Genomic DNA, 17,548 nt, shown 5'->3' on the forward strand with positions numbered 1-17,548 from the left:
CCTACTTGTCTCTTCTTAACATTATTTATGTAAACTAAATAAATCTTCATATGATTATAACATTAAAAATGGTATAAAACAAAGTTTTATTTTATACCATTTTTTAAACCAACTATTAATTAATAATACTTTTTGTATATTATTCTAAATTTTTTGAAAATTATGATAACCCATTCCAAAATGCACTTGAAGCCTCTTTTATACTTCTTTCATTTTGAACTTGTATATTCTCATACCACTCTCTAGGAAGTAATACTTTATACTTATCACTAAAATATCTATCATCTAAAAGAAGTACTATACCCTTATCATCCTCTGTTCTTATACATCTACCTGCACCTTGCAATACCTTTATTATACCTGGATAAACATATGCATGATCAAAACCATTCTCTCCTAAAGAATCATAATAATCTTTTATAGCCTCTCTTTCTAAACATATCTTAGGCATTCCAACTCCTACTACAATAACTCCAATAAGCTTTTCTCTAACCAAGTCTATCCCCTCAGAGAAATGTCCTCCTAAAACAGCAAATCCTATATGAGATTTATCTTTTCCCTCTTCAAAGAAAGATAAGTATAAGGCTTTATCATATTCATCCATATTATTCTCCTGTACCCTTATACTTATATCCAAATTCAAAAATCTAAACTCATCATAAACCATAAGCATATATTCATAAGACGGAAAAAATACTAAGTAATTTCCAACCTTACTTTCTGCTAATTCTTTTATATATTTAACCACTTTAGGAAGAGATTTTTTTCTATTTCTATAAGTAGTCGATACATCATGTCCTACAATAGTTAGCTTATTATGAGAATCAAATGGAGAAGGCAGGTTTATTAAATAATCCTCTTTGGCATATCCATAAACTTCTTTAAAGTATTCAATAGGTAATAATGTTGCAGAAAATATTATATCCGATTTAAAACTACTCATTATACCCTTTAATATTTTAGAAGGATCTAAACAATTTATTGAAATTTCTAAATCATTTTTTTCTTCTTTATATAGAGTTATAAATTCTTCTCCATAAAAATTACTTATAGTTAAAAAACTATACACTTTAAAATATAAATCTAAAAGTTTTTGGTTTTCTTCTGTATTTTTACTTTGGAAAATATCAACTAATTCTAAAAATCCTCTAAGCATTCCTAAAAGTTCTTTTCCCTCTTCCTTTTCCATTAATGTCTTGGTTTCTAATTTCTCTAAAACATTTCTTTTTTCTATAAAATATTTATTTATCTTAGTTAATGAATTGAATATTCCTTTATCCTTACTTTTAATTTCTCTTTTAAGTTCTAAAAATTCGTTTTTATTTAAAGTAGCAGAGTACATTCCTCTTCCTCTATCAACAAGGTTATGAGCCTCATCTATTAATAATGTATATTCCTTTGCTTTTGAATCCATAGTGCTCTTTAAAGACACTTGAGGATCAAATATATAATTATAATCACAAATTATAAGATCACACCAATTTGTTAATTCAAGAGAAAATTCAAAAGGACATATATTAAATTTATCAGCTAAAAAGCTTATGTATTCAAAGTCATAATTCCCCTTATTCTCCAAAGCTTCTTTCAAAGCAAAGTTTACTCTATCAAAATATCCATTAGCATAAGGACAATATTCAGGTATGCATTTTTTCTCATCCATCTTACAGCACTTATCCTTTGCAGTTAGGGTTAAACTTCTTAGCTTAAGCCCTTCTTTTCTCATTAACTCCACACTGCTATTAGCTACTTCTCTTGTAGTTGTTTTAGCTGTTAAATAAAAAATCTTAGAAGTAAAATCATTCCCTAAAGATTTTATTGTTGGAAATAATGTGGATATGGTTTTCCCAGTACCTGTTGGTGCTTGTGCTAAACATTTAGCCCCATCCTCTATTGCCTTATAAACTCTTATTGCCAGTTCTCTTTGCCCTTTTCTATACTCTTTAAACGGGAATGATAGATTTTCTATGGTTTTATTTCTTTCATCTTTCCATGCTTTCTCGCTCAAGACCCATTCTTTATAATCGGAAACAATATTTTCAAAAAACTCATTTAACTCACTTAATGAATATTTTTTCCTTAAATATTTAGTGTTAAAATCCTCAATATTGTAATAAGTAAGTTGGACATATATTTCATCTAACTCCTTTTCTTTACCATATATGTAAGCATAAATCTTAGCCTGAGCCCAGTGCAATTCATTATAGTTTTCATCTATATCCATAACATTTCTTGTAGTGGTCTTTATCTCATCTATTATTACCTTATCATCTTCCTTTAAAATACCATCTGCTCTTCCTTCAATTCTTAATATAAAGTCATCAAATTCTACCTCTTCTCTCAATGATACTTCTGATTTTGAGTTCTCTGAGTATTCACTTTGTATTTTTTTATGTCCTTTTATACCTTCTACTGCTCTTACCGAAGCTTTTATTCTGCTATCTATACTTCCACTTCTCATTACAAATTCAACTAAGCTTCTAATAGAAACCTTTATTATATCTAAACTCATGTAAATCACCTATTTTTATCTTAATTAACTACTCTTAATATAGCTTAATTAAAGTTTACCATAACACCAATTATACTTAAAAGAAAAGGGGCCATATCAAAACAATTTTTTAACAAAACTTGTAAACATCATAAAAATCTTATCTAGTGATTTTAGCAATATGTTTTCAAATTTATTATTAAGTCTTGATATAACCCACCTTTTATTGACTAGCCCTATCTTTTTCTAAATAACTTTCTCTTTCTATTTCTCCCCACACAGCCTTTTTCTTTTTGTAAGTAAATATAGCTATGATTCTAAATATTGAACATAGTTGTCTATATCCAAAAGCCTCTAAAAAACTAAATAATATAAGCTTAACTTTTCCACCAAAGCTTATCTTTGTATCAAAGAAATACTCTTCTAAAAATATTGAAGATATAGATATTAAAGAACTATATATCAGATAAACAATCATAAACGTTATTAGGAACCTTAAGTTTATAAAACCTGTAAGGTAAGAAATTGCTATAAATATAACTCCACCAACTTCAATTAAACAAGATAACATTTCATATATAAGATAATATAAAAATGAAAATGTACCTATAACTCCGTATTTTAAGTTTAGAAATATATACTTATGCTCAAGTAAACTTTGCATAAGTCCCATATGCCATCTTCTTCTTTGTCCCATCAAATCTTTTAATTTAGTAGGCGCTTGAGACCAACATATGGCTGTTGGAGTGTATTGTATGCTATATTTATTTTCATTTTTTTTATTAAAAGAATGTAGTTTAACTACAAGTTCCATATCTTCACCTATACTACCAGAATCATATCCCCCTACGTTTATTACAGCCTTCTTTTTAAACAAACCAAAAGCTCCCGAAATAATAAGATTACCATTAAACTTATTAAACCAAACTCTAGTTGTTAAAAATACTCTGTAATATTCTATCAACTGAAATATTACAAGCCATCTATTCGGTACCGAATTCTTTTTAACTACTCCATCCTCAATTAAAACATTATTAGATATCTTTACATTTCCACCTACAGCAATTGTATTCTCATTTTCCATAAAAGGAACTATTATGTTATTTAAAGAATCTCTTTGAAGAATAGAATCTGCATCTAAAGTTAGAAATAGAGGATACTTAGAAGCATTTATTCCCATATTTAAAGCATCCGCTTTACCTCCATTTTCTTTATTTAATAAAGTTATCTTAACTTTATTAAATCCTTCATAAACATCTACAATCTCCTTGCATTTTAACTGTTTTCTTATTGGTTTTTTAACTTCTTTCAAATTAAAGCTTTCAATCAAAACATCTTTTGTCTTATCTTTAGAACCATCATTAACTACTATTATTTCATACTCTGGATAATCTAATGAAAGTAATGATTCTACACATTTTAAAATAGTTTTTTCTTCATTATATGCTGGTACTAATACAGAAACTGGCATATAATTGCTTTCATCATATATATTTATTGTGTTTTTATATCTTTTTCTAAGAGTACTTTCATGTAAATTGACTATTGAGTAAATAGTAGATACAAAGAATATTATGGCATAAATAAAGATGTAGTACATAAAGAATATATTTATAAAATCGACTATATTTTCTAACATGTTAAAGCCATACTCCTATTCTTTTCCTCAGAAAATTTTTCATATAGATCTCTACTTTTATCTTTTAATACATATAATAATATCTCATTTGCATATTTATCATAATCTAATAATATCTCTTCAATTAACTTCTCACTACAATTATTCTCTATAATCGTTAAAGCAGAATTTAATCTAACATGCCAATTAGAATCTTTTATGCTCTTCTTTAAATTTTCCTCAACCTCATCTGAATAATATAAATTAAGACTTTTGGCAGCCAATGCTCTCTCTTCCCACCATTTTGATTCTAAAAGAGATATTAATTTTTCTTTAGCCTTTTCGATTTTAACACATCCAAAGTATTTTATTATACTTATCCTTACTTCTCTATCCATTTCTAAAGAAAGCTTATTTAAAAGTTCTTCACCACATAAAGCATACTTATTCTTAGAAAAACTATTTATTATAATACTTTGTACATAAGTATTGAATTCTGAAAGATTTTTCATAATACTTTTGCTTATGTCTAAATCATTTTTTGATTTATCTAATACTTCTAAGAACATCTTTTCATTAACATAAATATTATTCTTAGAAATATACCTTAAGGCTTCTATTATTGTTTCTTTATCTCCTATGTTAGAAATAGAGTTTAATGCATTATATCTTACATAAAGAGAATCTCTAATAAGTTCTTTGATTAGAAGTTTTTTTATTTCTTCATTACAAAGCTTGTATTCACCTAGTGAATATAATAAATATGCTTTTTTTATGTCATCCTTCTTGTTATACTTATAAATCTCTTGTAACACAAATGTTTCATAATTTTTCATTAACTTAGATGTATAAGCTGAAAATTTTCTTTCTTTATTAAGTTTAAACAATACATTGTTAAATGCTACCTTTCCACTAGAACTTCTTAAAATTTTATTAGTATATTCAAGACTACCTTTATCAACTTCTTTTCCAGATATTACATTCATAAACTGACTAACCAAAACTTCCTCTAACTTCTTTTCCAATGTATTTATCTTATTTTCTTCCTTTTTTACCCTCTTCTTTTCAAATTTCATATATATAATGCCCATAAAAATTAAATATATGAAGCAAATAAGAGTTAAAAATATATATGGTACTAATTTCATTTATATCCCCCTTAACTCTTACTAAATTCTTCTTTTATAATATAATAAGACTCTTTAAGTCTTTCATGGTATTTAGGCATCGTCCATCCTGATAATTCATATTTAGCAGAACTAACCCTATGACTTTCATCTCCACTTTTTAGAGTAACTCCAACTGATATTGCATCAATTACTAATCCTTCAAAGCCAAATGTACTATAATAATCATCATGAATAGTTTTAGTTGTAGGATCCTTAAAGTTTAATAGGGCCCAAGGTACCCTTATCTCTATATAATCCTCACCAATGAAGTAATCTGATATAGAATTAAACTCCTGGCTATTTGGATTCCCATTTCCTAAAATCAGTCGTCCTGTCTCATAAGCTTTAGCTTCCTTAAAAGAATTAGTAATTTCAGAGTAAGTTCTTTCCCTTGAATGTAATCTTACTACTGAAAATCCTTCTCCATTCTTTTGAACATCTATATCATTTGGATTAACCTTTAATTTTTTTGTGTTTTCTATAAACTTATATGAATCATAATACTCATGTACTAGAAGCTCACTTTGAATATTTTTTCCTAAAGAAATAATAAAATCCGCCTCTTCTTCAAACTCTAATCCTAATTCAGAATTAATTTTACTTCCAGACTTAGGTGTTATATTTAAATCTATGAACAACCTATCTTCGTCACCAATAGATTCATTAAACTTAGCCATAAAGTATAAATATTTTTCATCAGATTTCATTGATAAAGATACATCTTCACTTTCTGAAACTATATCATCTAAATCCCATTCCTCTATCGTATTATCTGGATATGAAATGCTCTTTTCTTTGCCTGGGTCAAAGGCAAGCAATCCAAAGTTTTGACTATATACTTGTGCATTACTCCAGTATGCACTTTTATCTAGAGTAACTAATTCCTTTGTATTCCAAGATGATCTATACCAACAATCTTGCCATTCAAATAAAAAACTACCTGCACATCCTGATTCCTTTATAGCCTTATATCCTTCTAAAAGAAGTTCTCCTTGTTCCTTTTCAGTTATATATCCTTTTTCTTCATCTCTAATAAAGTCTCCAGCCATTCTAGCTGATGGAACTGAGTATTCAGATATAACAACTGGTATGGTATGGACCTCGTTTAATTCTTTAAAATATTCATATATATTTTGACTTTCTCTAGTAAATTCATCTTTTAATATTGAAACATTATAAGATACAAACAAACCTGATTTTAATTCTTCTGTTGTTCCTAACTTTTCAATATCAACATACCTTTTTAAAGTTCTATCCTTAATTCCAGCCTCTGAATTTATAGAATCCTTGTCACTAGCTACAAAACTTATAAGTCTTTGACTTTTATAAGTGTTACTTTCATAAGAAACTATATAATCAGCCAAATATGCAATATATTTTTCAGTATCCGAAGCACCGTCCTTAGAATATACATACTTTCCTTTAAAATCTCCAAGTGTATTCATAAGTTCTGAATATATTACATCATTATAGGCTAGTCCATTTCCTAAGGTATATCCTATAACGTAATTAGATACATCCTTTGAATATATTTCATCTGAATTAGAAGTTAAAAAAGGTTCTTTATTACCATGTATAGCATCTATAACCTTCTTTATTTCATCCTCCATATCTTTTGTAACAGTTTCACTCTGTAATCCAAACCCATCATTTATATATTCATCATTAAATGAAATCCCTTGCAACAAATAAATTGGCTTTTCTCTCCTTGAATTAAACTCATACAGTGCATTATAAAAATCAGCATCCATAAGCCCTGAAACTCTCAGACTATTAACTTTTAAATCATCAATATATCCAAACCACCTTAAATAGTCTTCCTCTGATGCTTTAAAATCTCCTGTAAAGCCTCCAGGCTCTACTGAACTTATGTTAATTCCCTTTAAAGTAAACTTTTCATCATTTACTAGGATGTTTTTATCTTCTACTCTTGAAAAACTTGTTACTTCATCCCTTAAACATGCAACCTTTTCTATGAAACTCCATCCTAGAATCACTACTAAAAATATAACTATACTAAAATATAAAAATTTCTTCATAGCATAAACTCTCTTCCCTTAATCTGTCCATTTATAAAGCTTCCTTATATTTTCATCAACCCATTCGCCTCTATTTACAAGAAATACCTTAAGCATATTTATTTCTTCATCAAATGAATTTGACATATTCTCAGTAGACTTTAATAAATGTGTGTTATTCTTTAAATATTCATCTAATAACCTTGGATTGTCTCCAAAACTTGTAAAGTCATTTTTTCCTTCCTTAAACATCTCAACTTGATTACACATATAAAATGGCCAAACTTCAAAATTCCTATTTACTGCCTCTCCTAATTCTTCTACAGTCCTATCTATAAAATCTATTAAATATTCATCACTTAAATAAGTTTTCCTAAGTACTTCATATCTTGAAATTACCTTAGCTACAAAACTCTTATCCTCCATTAATCTATCAAACCACGAAGTTCTATTCATATAAAATCCTTTATAGTCAAAATATGGACTAAGCAAATTATTATTACCCATAGAGGTATTAAAGTCCCACACTGGTTCAGCCTTTATCTTTTCTCCAAAATCTTTATAAATGTAAGTACTTAATATACCTGCGTCTGTATTATTGAAGAATTCATTTATTATAAAATAATCAACAAAACTATCAACCTCTATATAGTTTTCATACCCCATAGTATCATCATCATATTTATCAGAATAAAGTATTCTTTCAAATATACTTATAGTTCTAGATATATACTCTCTTTGATTATCAGTTAAACTTTTTTTAGGATAAGAAGCTAAAACAGGATAATCATAAATATAGGTTTCAAAACCATAATTATCAAAAATAATATCCTCAGCTTTTTCATTGTTTTTTTGTACTATAAAACTAGTTTCATTTTTCGAAGAATTGCTTTTACCTATATTAACCCTATTTTCACCCCTCTTTATTTTCTCCACCATAAGAAATACGCCTTTATAGTGTTCTTCTTTAATTTCTTTGCTTCCATCATCAACCAAAAACACTTCACAGTACTCTGACCTTGGAGCATACTCCATTATTTCCCTAGAAATAGAATAGGCTAAATGATTTCTCATAAGAGATTTATCTTCAAAAGGTGCGTTTAATATCCATTCTGAATCCTTAGGCATTCCTAAGACTTCCTTTTTTATTTTTTTCCCTTCTGAATTCACTAAATCTATACTATATTGTTTTTTAGGAACTAGTCTTGTTGTATTCCCTCTTGTTTTTATTGATATCTTTGAATGAATTTCCTCTTTATCTGTTAAATAATTTAATTCACCCTTAGAATCGTATATTTTAAAATCAGCGATTATTCTTTCTTCTCCATTTATTTTCTCTCCCTTTGTATCTATAACTATCAAAGGAAGATTATATCCCTTGTTATCTTCAATAGCTACTTTTAATCCCTCTTCTTCTTTTTCAACACTCTCATTTAATGTTTGCTTTTCGGAAGTTTCAACATTACATCCAAAAAAGAGGGTAGCTATTAATATATTAGTAGCTACTACTCCAAATATTTTTTTAATATTCATTGCTATCCTAAAGTTTCTCCATTTTGAGCTATTATGTTTACTGTTGAAACTCCCTCTATAGCATATAGTTCTTTTAATATTCCTTTATCATTTTCCTTATTTATCTTAATTTGATAAACAAGCTCTATATTTTTACCTGTTGAATTTTTTGCTCTTAACTGCCCAGATTTAAAAGCCTTAAAAACACAACTCATCATTTCCTCTTCTTTTTCCCTAATACCTCTTACTATTAATATGTATCTGTCCTCTTTACCAAGACCACCTACACTTAAAGCAAATATTACTATACTTAAGAAAACGGTACCTATTAAAGCTATAACATAACTTTGAGTTCCTACGCATATACCTGATGAAATTGCCCAAAATATATACATTGTATCTCTAGGATCCTTAACTGCTGTACGAAAACGTACTATAGATAAAGCTCCTACCATACCTAATGATAAAGCTATATTACTTCCTATTACTATCATTACCATACTTGTAATTAAAACAAGCATAACTAAAGATACATTAAATTTCTTATTGTACATAACTCCACTGTAAGTTATTTTATATGTCACAAATATTATTAAGCTTATTAACAAAGCTATAATTAGTATTTCTAGAGCTTTAAATGCTCCTATTTCACTGCTGTTACTTATTAAATAATCATATAATCTTTCCTTCATTTTTCTTCCCCCATATGTCTTCCATAAATATTAAGCTAAATAACTTTCAAAAAATCTTCTTGAAGAACAATATTTACTCATTGATTGATTAATAGCATCTCTTCCATTTACTATCTGTGATATCCAACAGAAGAAATCACCATCATACTTAACTTCTAACAATCCATCATAATGTGTAAATACTGGACTTAAAAACACCTCATTTGAAAATATATCAAAATCTGTTTCACTAGCTCTAATATCGCTATCTAGAGTAACCCTTATACTATTTTCCTCATGAATATATGCACGTCTATTATATTCGACTAAAACAACAGGCTGGTATTGCCCAATAGTCATTATATTATAGGCCGCTTCGGCTATTTCACTATCATAATTAAGTAAAACTGCATAGTTTTTATTTATAAGTTCTATAGCGTCTTCCCTTTTAATGCTTAAAGTTTCTTTTTTCTGATTAATATTCATCTTTCTCTTAATCTCTAGCTTGACCCATTGACAACTAGTATCATAAATTCTAAGGCGTATTTTCTTTCTAACCTCCTCACCGTGTATTTTTGCATAATAATCACAGTTGTCTACAGAGTCAAAATAAAGACTCCTTATTCGATAACCATAATCCCCATTGTTACTATCTGGTGTCAATATTTGCTTTAATAAGTCATTTATCTTATAGTAATCAAATTCACTAATGGCATATTTCAATTCCCTTCTATTTACTATCACCTTTAGCTTCTCCTTTTGTAATTTATTTAAAAAGCTATCTTAAAACTCTAATTTGTTTTAAAATAGCTTTTATTTATTAATAAGTTAATTCTACTTCTTCTGAATCCTTTGAAAGACTTTTTTTATAGAATATAGTAAAGCATACTATTGTAGATAAAGCTGCAATTATATCTGCAAAAGGCTCTGCCATAAGAACACCTTTCAATTTGTTTTCAAAGAACATTGGAAGTATATACATAAATGGTATTAAAAGCACAATTTTTCTAAGTAGTGCAAGTATTAAGGATATCTTAGCTTGTCCTAAAGCTAAGAATGTCTGTTGACAAGCAATCTGTGCTCCGAAAATAAGTATTCCTGCAAAGTATATTCTTATACTCCAACTTGTTATATTCATAAGTTCTGGATTATTACTATTGAATATTTTTACAAATACCTCTGGTGCAAGCATAAGTGATGCCCACATTACTCCAGTGAATACCATACAACATATTAGCAATAATCTAAATGCCTTTTTAACCCTATCAAATGCCTGTGCCCCATAATTGTAACTAATAATAGGCTGAGCTCCTTGAGATAATCCCATAAGAGGTAATAATACTATTTGCATAATACTACTCATTATAGTCATAGCCCCTACAGCTAAATCTCCTCCATATTTAAGAAGACTATTATTCATATTTATTATTACTAAACTCTCTGTAGCCTGCATAATGAATGGCGAAACTCCTAAGGCCATTATTGAAAGCATTATCTTCACTTTAGGCATTAAGAATTTTTTTCTTATTCTTAAAATACTTTGTTTCCCAAACAAGAAATATAATACCCATATAGCTGATACCATTTGACCTAGTAGTGTAGCTAATGCTGCTCCTTTTACTCCCATATCAAATCCAAATATAAATATAGGATCTAATACTATGTTTATAACTGCTCCAACCATTACAGTAACCATTCCAACCTTAGCAAACCCTTGAGTGTTTATAAAAGGGTTCATTCCTAAAGCTATTTGAACAAATATTGTACCTACAAGATAGATACCTAAATAATCTAAAGCATATCCTATAGTTGCTTCACTAGCTCCAAAAGCCCATAAAATAGGTTCTTTAAATACTAAGAAAAATACTGTTAGTATAAGTCCCAATCCTACAAGAGATGAAAAACTGTTTGACATTATCTCTTCAGCATCTTCTTGCTTCTTTTCCCCCATTTTTATTGCTGCTAAAGGGGCTCCTCCCATACCTATTAAGGCACTAAAAGCTGATACTATCATTATTATAGGAAATGCCACTCCTACTCCGGCCATAGCCATATCCCCACTTGGAAGTCTACCTATAAACATTCTATCTACTATGTTGTACAGTACATTAACAAGTTGTGCTATTATAGCAGGAGTAGCTAATTTGAATAATAATTTACCTATACTGTCTTTTCCTAAATCAGTATTTTTTTTACTCATAACAAATCTCCTTTCATTTGTTCATTTCTACTATTTTATTGTTATCCATTACTAAGTATGTTTATGGTTTTTTATATGATTAATACAGTAACATTTATTTCCTGAACATTTAGAACAATATCTAAATTCCATATTAGGATTCTCTATTTCTGTAACTCCACAAACAACGCATTTATGTCTATATTCTGTTGGCTTTATTTTTTTATCAAATTCTCTCTGTCTTTGATAATTTTTAGTAGATGATACACTTCTAGTTAATATATCTTTACCAAAGAATATTAAGTAATTTATAACTGGTGCTAAAACTAATAATCTTTCACCCAAAGAGCCTGCAAATATAAGATTGTATATTATAAATATCCAGTTTAAAACAGCCAAATGCTTTGCTTTTGCTGGTATTATAAAAAATATAAGCATTGGAAACTCAGGTGCTATCCTAGCAAAAGCTAAAAATAATGATAAATTTATATATGCTGATGTTGCTGGTGTATCTGTTATAAAAGAAATAAGTATTGTGCTTAAAATACCTATAAGGTAATAGACATTAAACTTAAATCCTCCCCAATAATTCTCAAGTGTTGTCCCAGCAAGATAATATAAATAAAGCACAAAAGCTATAAATATTATGCTAGATGATGGTGGAACAAAAATAAATGTTATTAATCTCCACACTTCTCCTTTTAGCACTAAATCCGGTACTAACACTAAATTATTTACAGTACCTTGTCCCATTGACGTGTACATCATTATATAAACAATTGCATTTAATCCTATTATGTATGCCATTAAGTTTTTTATGTAATATTTTCCAAACTTACGTTCTAGCTTATCTAAAAACTTCATTTCTATTCTCCTTCCTTAAATATTATATAAGTGGATTCCTAAAAATCCACTCAATCCATTATATTCCTTAAAATTGATGAAGAACAGTAAATATTTAATATTATAAATATTTATTTACAACTTCTTTCATAAGATCCATTTGTGATTCCATATCACTAACTAACTTAAATTGATTCCTTGCTCTATCTAAATTATGGTTTTCTCTATGAACTTTAAAATAAGTATCTCCATTTAAGTGATCCATTAAAAATCTCATTCCACATTCAAATGTCATAAGCTTAGCTGAAAATGGTAAGTATGCTATTTCATTTTCAGTTAAAGAATCTCCTACTGATTCTAAGAATCCTTTAGTATAATTCTCATATAAATTCAAATCAAAATTAACCTTTGATAAATTTGTTTCGTCCTCTAAAGCTGTTGTTGCCCCTGAACGTATAGAATCACCAAAATCATATAATGATAGTCCAGGCATAACAGTATCTAAATCTATAACAGCTACCCCTTCTCCCGTTTCATCATCAATCATTATATTATTAAATTTAGTATCATTATGAGTAACTCTTAATGGTAATTCTCCAGCTTTAATCATGTTTACTAATACTTTTGTATCTTCTGCACGATTAATAACAAAATCAACCTCTTCTCTTACACTTTCTAATCTTCCTGCTCTATCGGCTTCAACAGCCTCTAAGAAAGCCTCATATCTTTTCTCTGTATCATGAAAATCCTTTATTGTTTCAAAAAGAGAATCAACTTTAAAATCTGCTAATTGCTTTTGGAATTTCCCCAAAGTTTTTCCCGCAGTATAAAGATGCTCTGGCTTCTCAACCATTTGATAAGTTCTTGCTCCATATATGAACTTAAATACTCTCCAATAATCTCCTTCTTCACTTTTATAATAATTCATATTATCTTTAGTCTTTACTATATTTAAAGTTTCTCTTGAAGGATCACCATTCTCTTCCAAAACTTTTTTACTTATATGATAAGTTACCTTTTCTATATTATCCATTAATTCATCTGGATTTTTAAAAATATCAGAATTTATTCTTTGAAGAACATATTTAATTTCTTCTCCATTTTCAAGTTCACATTGAAGAATAAATGTATCGTTTATGTGTCCACAAACATGACTGTCGGATTTTTTCAGTTTTCCCTCTAAATCAAATTTTTCTGCTATATCGTTAAAATTGTAAATCTTATTCATCCTCTTTAAACTCCCTCCATAAATCATCTGGATAATTTGTTTTGGATAAAGCTCTTAAAGCTTGTCCTACTTTTTCTTTGTCCTCTTTGTAAGTTACGCCATACCACTGTTCATTAGACTTAAGCACCTTAACCTCAGCCTTATTTTCTTTTATAAGTTCATCTATTACTACTGGAAGATAAAATTCATCTTTTTTCTTATCAATATTTTTATTATTTAAAAATTCAACAAATTTATCTTCTAGTTCCTCAAATATACTAGGTTTTAATCCCCATATATTCATAGAAACTAAGGTCCCTTCTTCAATTTTTGTTAAAATGTCCTCTTCCTCATAAACTATGTCACTATGAACTCTTTTTATTTTAGTTTTTTCATCAACTGAAAGTAAATAGTTTTGACTATCTACCTTACAAATCCCCCTAGATACGCTTCCAAACTCAGTTAATGTATTTTCAACCTTAAATCCAGCCATAGTGTACTTATATGAATCATCCTTATTCATTATAATCTCACTTACAATAATTTCATAGGTACTCTTTCCATAAAAATCATCTGCATTTATTACTACAAATGGATCTTTAACAACATCCTTGCAACATAAAACTGCATGTCCTGTTCCCCAAGGCTTTACTCTATTATAATTTTTAACATTTTCAATCTCTATAGTATCTAACTCTTGAAATATATATTCAGTCTCAACTATCTTTTCTATCTTATTACCTATTGTTTCTTTAAAAACTTCAAAAATATTTTTTTTAATAATGAATACAACTTTTTTTATACCAGCCTTAATAGCATCATAAATAGAATATTCAATGATAGTCTCTCCATTTGGTCCAATTTTATCTAGTTGCTTTAATCCTCCATATCTACTACCCATTCCTGCTGCCATTATAACTAAAGTAGGCTTGGTCATTTTTATTTCCCCCTTTTATAGCAAATCCATTTACTATTTTGTTTTAAAATAACTACAATTACCATAAATCATTCAAATAGATAAGTTTATTTTACTAAATTTTCTATATTTTTAAATTAACTTTCTTTAAAATTTATAAATTCTTTAAATCTTGTTAAATATTATCACTTTTGTCTTTTAAAAAATATATTATTTTATAAAGTATTAAAAATACTTTCATTTTTTCCGTATTTTTTTTATAAAAACTTACAACCTAATATAATGAGAAAGGATGTGATTATTTTGTGGTATAAAAATTCTAAAGAAGAAGTTTTAGAGAAATTAAAAGCAAATGAAAAAACAGGATTATCGCAAGAAGAAGCTCTAAAACGCTTAGATAAATATGGTAAAAATAAACTTATTACAAAAAAGAAAAAAACATTAGTACAACAGTTTTTTGCTCAACTTAAGGATGTTATGATTTATATCTTAATAGCAGCTGCTATTATATCTGCTTTTCTTGGCGAAATAAGTGATGCACTTATAATTCTACTTGTAGTTTTAATAAATGCAATAATTGGAGTTGTCCAAGAAGCTAAGGCTGAAAAGGCACTTGAGGCTCTTAAGGAGCTTTCAACTCCAAAAGCCTTAGTAAAAAGAGATGGTAGATTATCAGAAATTCTATCTGAGGACATAGTTCCTGGCGATATAGTAATTATAGATGCTGGACGATACATTCCTGGAGACTTAAGATTAATAGACACAGCTAATCTTAAGATTGAAGAATCAGCATTTACTGGTGAGTCAGTTCCTGCTGAAAAAGACTTCTTATTCTCTAGTGATACTGATTTACCAATAGGAGATCAAAAAAACATGGCATTTATGTCTACTTTAGCAACCTATGGTCGTGGGATTGGTGTTGTTGTATCAACTGGAATGAATACCGAAATAGGTAAGATCGCTAAAATGATTGAGCAAGAAGAAAGTGAAGAAACTCCTCTACAAAAAAAATTAAGTGAACTAGGTAAAATCCTTGGATTACTTGCTGTTGGTATATGCATACTTATATTTGTAATTTCCTTCTTCCAAGGAAGAGATTTATTAGAAATGTTTTTAACTGCTATTTCCTTAGCTGTTGCTGCAATTCCAGAAGGATTACCTGCCATAGTAGCAATAGTTTTAGCCTTAGGTGTTCAAAGAATGGTTAAAAAGAATGCTATCATAAGAAAACTCCCTGCTGTAGAAACATTAGGTTCAGTAAATATAATATGTTCTGACAAAACTGGTACATTAACTCAAAATAAAATGACCGTTACTACGCTTTATTTAAATGATAGTTATATAAAAGATGAAGATTTCAAAAACGATTCTGAAGAGGCTAATCTTCTAATTGATTGTATGACACTATGTAATGATGCTACTTATTCTGATAAAGCTCAAACTGGTGATCCAACAGAAATTGCTCTTCTTGAAAGCTCTTTTAGACTAAATATTCTCAAAGAAGACCTTGAAAGAGATTTTAAAAGAATAGATGAAATACCTTTTGACTCAGATAGAAAACTAATGACAACAGTTAATCTTATTAATGATAAAACAAGAGTGTTTACTAAAGGTGCTTTAGACTCAATACTATCAATTTGCAATAAAATATCTATAAATGGTACTATAGTAGATTTTTCTAAAGATTATAAAGAAAAGATTTTAACTAACTCTAATATAATGTCAGATAAAGCTCTGAGAGTATTAGCCTTTGCATATAAAGATATTTCAAAAGAGAATATAGTATTAGATAGTTTAGAAGAGAATTTGATATTTATAGGTATGGTCGGAATGATAGATCCTCCAAGATTAGAGGTTAAAGATTCCATAGAGCTTTGTAAGAGTGCAGGAATAACTACTGTAATGATAACAGGTGACCATAAAAACACAGCTTTTGCTATAGCTAATGAACTAGGAATTGCAGAAAATATTTCTCAGGCTATAACAGGTGCTGAAATAAATAATTTTAATGACAATGAATTTAATGAAAAGATAATAAACTTTAGAGTTTTTGCAAGAGTATCCCCAGAACACAAGGTTAAAATAGTAAAAGCCTTTAAATCACATGGAAATATAGTTTCTATGACAGGTGATGGTGTTAATGACGCCCCTTCATTAAAGGCGGCTGATATTGGTGTTGCTATGGGTATAACAGGTACTGATGTATCTAAGGGAGCCTCAGATATGATTTTAACAGATGATAACTTTTCAACGATAGTCTCAGCTGTTGAAGAAGGTAGAAAGATATATCTAAACATCAAAAAATCTATTGTATTTTTACTATCATGTAACTTAGGTGAAATAATAACTTTATTTACTGCTATACTATTAAATTGGAATTCCCCTCTTCAACCAATTCATATATTGTGGGTAAATCTTATTACAGATAGTTTTCCAGCCCTAGCCTTAGGAGTTGATGAAACTAAAGAAGATGTTATGGATAAGAAGCCAAGGAGTCCAAAAGAAAGTATATTTGTAAAAAGTGATAAAATCCAATTAATTATAAATGGTTTGTTAATTGGTGGTATAACTTTATTTGCTTTTAAATTAGGTGAAAATTTATATCCTGACTCATTGATACATGCTCAAACTATGGCTTTTGTAGTTTTAAGTATTTCTCAATTATTTCTTTCACTCTCTATTAGAAGTAATGTGAAATCTGCTTTCTCTCTTGGGCTATTCTCAAATAAGTATCTAATATATTCAATCTTATTTGGAATACTCCTTCAAGTAGCCATAATTTCTATAGCTCCAATAGCAAGTATTTTTAAGGTTACTCCTCTACTACCATATGATTGGTTAGTTGTTATTTTAGTATCATTTATACCATTTGTTATAAATGAAGTATTTAAAATTTTTAGAAGAAAGTAATAAAAAAAGATTAGCAA

12 protein-coding genes are annotated in these 17,548 nt (G+C 28.5%); 1 reads left to right on the forward strand and 11 read right to left on the reverse strand.

Annotation, left to right across the window (positions count from 1 at the left end; translation table 11 throughout):
* Positions 1-160: 160 nt before the first annotated feature.
* The 11 genes from ACQZHJ_RS09415 to ACQZHJ_RS09465 all read right to left on the reverse strand — a co-directional run bounded on the left by ACQZHJ_RS09415 (position 161) and on the right by ACQZHJ_RS09465 (position 14,642).
* Complete coding sequence (locus tag ACQZHJ_RS09415; protein ID WP_430485298.1) at positions 161-2,509, reverse strand: helicase C-terminal domain-containing protein; 2,349 nt, start codon at positions 2,507-2,509, stop codon at positions 161-163.
* Positions 2,510-2,711: 202 nt separating this feature from the next.
* Entirely contained in the window at positions 2,712-4,127 is a 1,416-nt protein-coding gene (locus tag ACQZHJ_RS09420; RefSeq protein ID WP_430485299.1) for a glycosyltransferase family 2 protein, read from the reverse strand.
* Positions 4,121-5,254, reverse strand: a complete 1,134-nt coding sequence (locus tag ACQZHJ_RS09425; protein ID WP_430485300.1) for a HEAT repeat domain-containing protein — start codon at positions 5,252-5,254, stop codon at positions 4,121-4,123. Before ACQZHJ_RS09425 ends, ACQZHJ_RS09420 begins: the two co-directional genes overlap by 7 nt.
* Positions 5,255-5,265: 11 nt before the next feature.
* Positions 5,266-7,314: a hypothetical protein gene (locus ACQZHJ_RS09430; RefSeq protein ID WP_430485301.1), complete on the reverse strand. Its 2,049-nt coding sequence runs from the start codon at positions 7,312-7,314 to the stop codon at positions 5,266-5,268.
* An 18-nt stretch (positions 7,315-7,332) separates the two neighbouring features.
* Positions 7,333-8,826, reverse strand: coding sequence for a CotH kinase family protein (locus ACQZHJ_RS09435; RefSeq protein WP_430485302.1), 1,494 nt, complete (start codon positions 8,824-8,826; stop codon positions 7,333-7,335).
* 2 nt (positions 8,827-8,828) lie between these two features.
* Complete coding sequence (locus ACQZHJ_RS09440) at positions 8,829-9,497, reverse strand: DUF4956 domain-containing protein (RefSeq protein ID WP_430485303.1); 669 nt, start codon at positions 9,495-9,497, stop codon at positions 8,829-8,831.
* 30 nt (positions 9,498-9,527) lie between these two features.
* Positions 9,528-10,220 (reverse strand): polyphosphate polymerase domain-containing protein, encoded by a 693-nt coding sequence (locus tag ACQZHJ_RS09445; RefSeq protein ID WP_430485304.1) that lies wholly within the window; start codon positions 10,218-10,220, stop codon positions 9,528-9,530.
* A gap of 76 nt (positions 10,221-10,296) precedes the next feature.
* Positions 10,297-11,676: an MATE family efflux transporter gene (locus ACQZHJ_RS09450; protein ID WP_430485305.1), complete on the reverse strand. Its 1,380-nt coding sequence runs from the start codon at positions 11,674-11,676 to the stop codon at positions 10,297-10,299.
* A gap of 51 nt (positions 11,677-11,727) precedes the next feature.
* Positions 11,728-12,519, reverse strand: a complete 792-nt coding sequence (locus ACQZHJ_RS09455) for a rhomboid family intramembrane serine protease (protein ID WP_430485306.1) — start codon at positions 12,517-12,519, stop codon at positions 11,728-11,730.
* A gap of 100 nt (positions 12,520-12,619) precedes the next feature.
* Positions 12,620-13,726, reverse strand: a complete 1,107-nt coding sequence (locus ACQZHJ_RS09460; protein WP_430485307.1) for a phosphotransferase enzyme family protein — start codon at positions 13,724-13,726, stop codon at positions 12,620-12,622.
* Positions 13,719-14,642 carry a nucleotidyltransferase family protein gene (locus ACQZHJ_RS09465; protein WP_430485308.1) on the reverse strand — a complete coding sequence of 308 codons (924 nt, stop codon included), beginning with the start codon at positions 14,640-14,642 and terminating at the stop codon, positions 13,719-13,721. The genes ACQZHJ_RS09460 and ACQZHJ_RS09465 overlap by 8 nt, the downstream gene beginning before the upstream one ends.
* 282 nt (positions 14,643-14,924) lie before the next feature.
* Here ACQZHJ_RS09465 and ACQZHJ_RS09470 point away from each other — a divergent pair, with 282 nt between their 5' ends.
* Positions 14,925-17,531 (forward strand): calcium-translocating P-type ATPase, PMCA-type, encoded by a 2,607-nt coding sequence (locus ACQZHJ_RS09470; RefSeq protein ID WP_430485309.1) that lies wholly within the window; start codon positions 14,925-14,927, stop codon positions 17,529-17,531.
* Positions 17,532-17,548: the final 17 nt, after the last annotated feature.

The organism is Clostridium sp. B9, assembly GCF_050509515.1.
Lineage (GTDB): Bacteria > Bacillota > Clostridia > Clostridiales > Clostridiaceae > Sarcina.

Bases quoted from the DNA above. Each gene is read 5' to 3' on its own strand.
- ACQZHJ_RS09465 (WP_430485308.1), bottom strand. From the start codon at position 14,642: ATGACCAAGCCTACTTTAGTTATAATGGCAGCAGGAATGGGTAGTAGA.
- ACQZHJ_RS09440 (WP_430485303.1), bottom strand. From the start codon at position 9,497: ATGAAGGAAAGATTATATGATTATTTAATAAGTAACAGCAGTGAAATA.
- ACQZHJ_RS09460 (WP_430485307.1), bottom strand. From the start codon at position 13,726: ATGAATAAGATTTACAATTTTAACGATATAGCAGAAAAATTTGATTTA.
- ACQZHJ_RS09420 (WP_430485299.1), bottom strand. From the start codon at position 4,127: ATGTTAGAAAATATAGTCGATTTTATAAATATATTCTTTATGTACTAC.
- ACQZHJ_RS09415 (WP_430485298.1), bottom strand. From the start codon at position 2,509: ATGAGTTTAGATATAATAAAGGTTTCTATTAGAAGCTTAGTTGAATTT.
- ACQZHJ_RS09435 (WP_430485302.1), bottom strand. From the start codon at position 8,826: ATGAATATTAAAAAAATATTTGGAGTAGTAGCTACTAATATATTAATA.
- ACQZHJ_RS09450 (WP_430485305.1), bottom strand. From the start codon at position 11,676: ATGAGTAAAAAAAATACTGATTTAGGAAAAGACAGTATAGGTAAATTA.
- ACQZHJ_RS09455 (WP_430485306.1), bottom strand. From the start codon at position 12,519: ATGAAGTTTTTAGATAAGCTAGAACGTAAGTTTGGAAAATATTACATA.
- ACQZHJ_RS09430 (WP_430485301.1), bottom strand. From the start codon at position 7,314: ATGAAGAAATTTTTATATTTTAGTATAGTTATATTTTTAGTAGTGATT.
- ACQZHJ_RS09425 (WP_430485300.1), bottom strand. From the start codon at position 5,254: ATGAAATTAGTACCATATATATTTTTAACTCTTATTTGCTTCATATAT.